The following is a 1,825-nucleotide window of genomic DNA, read 5'->3' as shown; positions in this document are numbered from 1 at the left end:
AAAGAGAAGGTTGATCCGTACTTACGACCAATATATGATGCCCTATATACTATTTATGGCCGGGAGCATACTGAACGCTTACTGGAACGTGGCGTGATTGAAGTGGCACCACTTGCTTATATGCGTGGTCGGACTTTGGAAGATGCTTTCGTCATTCTTGATGAAGCACAAAATACAACGGTTGCCCAAATGAAGATGTTCTTAACACGTCTTGGTTTCGGGTCTAGGATGATTGTCAATGGAGACAAGACACAAATTGATTTACCTAGAGGTGCTAAATCCGGGTTAATCGATGCGGAAAGACACTTGCAGGGGATTAAAGATATCGACTTTGTGCACTTTACAGCGACTGATGTTGTTCGTCACCCAGTGGTTTCAGCAATCATCAATGCCTATGCCAATGAAGATAAGGGTAATTAACGATAGACAAGGCAAAAAGAAAAAAGGTGAAAAAGTGTTAGATTTAATTTTTGAAGATAAGACGAATGGGCTTTCTAGTAAAGATAAAGAGATGTTGCATGAATTGTTGGATTTTGCAGCAGATTATTTGAAACTTACTGGAGAAATTGACTTATCTTTGACCATCGTGAACGATGCAGAAATTCATGAAATCAATAAAACTTATCGCAACATTGACCGTCCAACTGACGTGATTTCTTTTGCGATTGAAGATTTAGGTGAAGATGAATTAGCAGTTATGGGCTTGCCAGAGGATATGCCCCGTGAATTGGGCGATCTTTTTATCTCCATTGATAAAACACGCGAACAAGCAGCTGATTATGGCCATTCTTTTGAACGTGAACTAGGCTTTTTAGCTGTCCATGGATTCTTGCATTTGAATGGTTACGACCATTTGAATGAAGCAGATGAAAAGGAAATGTTTGGTCTACAGAAAGAGATTTTAGATGCCTATGGACTTAAAAGAGCGTAAACAAGTACCAAAACCACCAAAAGTGGATAAGAACCATAATTTTTTTGAATCAATGGGGTATGCCTTAAGTGGGATAAAATTTGCCTTTATCCATGAACGAAACATTCGTTACCAAATTTTGGGGTTGATTTTAGTCATGTCGGCCGCTTGGTTTTTTGCTTTGTCCATTGAAAAGTGGTTAATTTTAATTTTAACCTGTGCTATTGTGATCTGTATGGAAATTACCAATACCATTGCTGAGTGGATTATTGATTTAGTGACCGACAACCAATACCATCCCATTGCAAAAAATGTGAAGGATGTAGCGGCTGGTGGCGTACTGATTTCATCTACAATGGCTGTAATTGTTGGCTTGCTAATTTTTGTACCTGAGATTTTACTTTTTTTCAAATTAACATAAAAATAAGGGAGACTATTCTTGAATATAGAAGATTTTAATATAAATGATTTTGACAACATTGAGGATTTAGAAAAATTACTAGAGGATGACGGAGACCAAGCTGAAGATGACTTTGATGGTTATAAGTCAGGATTTGTGGCCATCGTTGGCCGTCCTAATGTTGGGAAATCAACCTTTTTAAACCGCGTAGTGGGACAAAAAGTAGCCATCATGTCTGACAAGGCGCAAACGACGCGTAACAAAATTCAAGCGGTTTATACAACAGATGAGGCGCAAATTGTTTTCATTGATACACCAGGTATTCATAAACCGCATAATGAGTTGGGCGAATTCATGAATAAGTCTGCCTACCAATCACTTGAAGAAGTAGATGCCATCTTAATGTTGGTGAATGCGGAAGAACCTATTGGTCCGGGTGACAAATTTGTCTTTGAAAAGATTAAAAACTACAAGACTCGTAAGTTCTTGGGTGTCAATAAAATTGATAAGGTATC

General features: G+C 38.2%; 4 protein-coding genes. All 4 read left to right on the top strand.

Annotated elements, in window-relative coordinates; translation table 11 throughout:
- Positions 1-420, top strand: a 420-nt coding sequence (locus ACRCJ0_RS13170) for a PhoH family protein (RefSeq protein ID WP_431390711.1), incomplete at its 5' end; no start/stop codon positions are given.
- A gap of 91 nt (positions 421-511) precedes the next feature.
- Positions 512-931, top strand: a complete 420-nt coding sequence (gene ybeY, locus ACRCJ0_RS13165) for an rRNA maturation RNase YbeY (RefSeq protein ID WP_232089790.1) — start codon at positions 512-514, stop codon at positions 929-931.
- Positions 906-1,331, top strand: coding sequence for a diacylglycerol kinase family protein (locus ACRCJ0_RS13160; RefSeq protein WP_431387333.1), 426 nt, complete (start codon positions 906-908; stop codon positions 1,329-1,331). Before ybeY ends, ACRCJ0_RS13160 begins: the two co-directional genes overlap by 26 nt.
- A 135-nt stretch (positions 1,332-1,466) precedes the next feature.
- Positions 1,467-1,825, top strand: a 359-nt coding sequence (gene era, locus ACRCJ0_RS13155) for a GTPase Era (protein WP_431390712.1), incomplete at its 3' end; no start/stop codon positions are given.

The organism is Aerococcus sp. L_32 (assembly GCF_050689315.1).
Note: the sequence above shows the minus strand (reverse complement) of the source record. Positions and strands in the feature narration are given on the sequence as shown.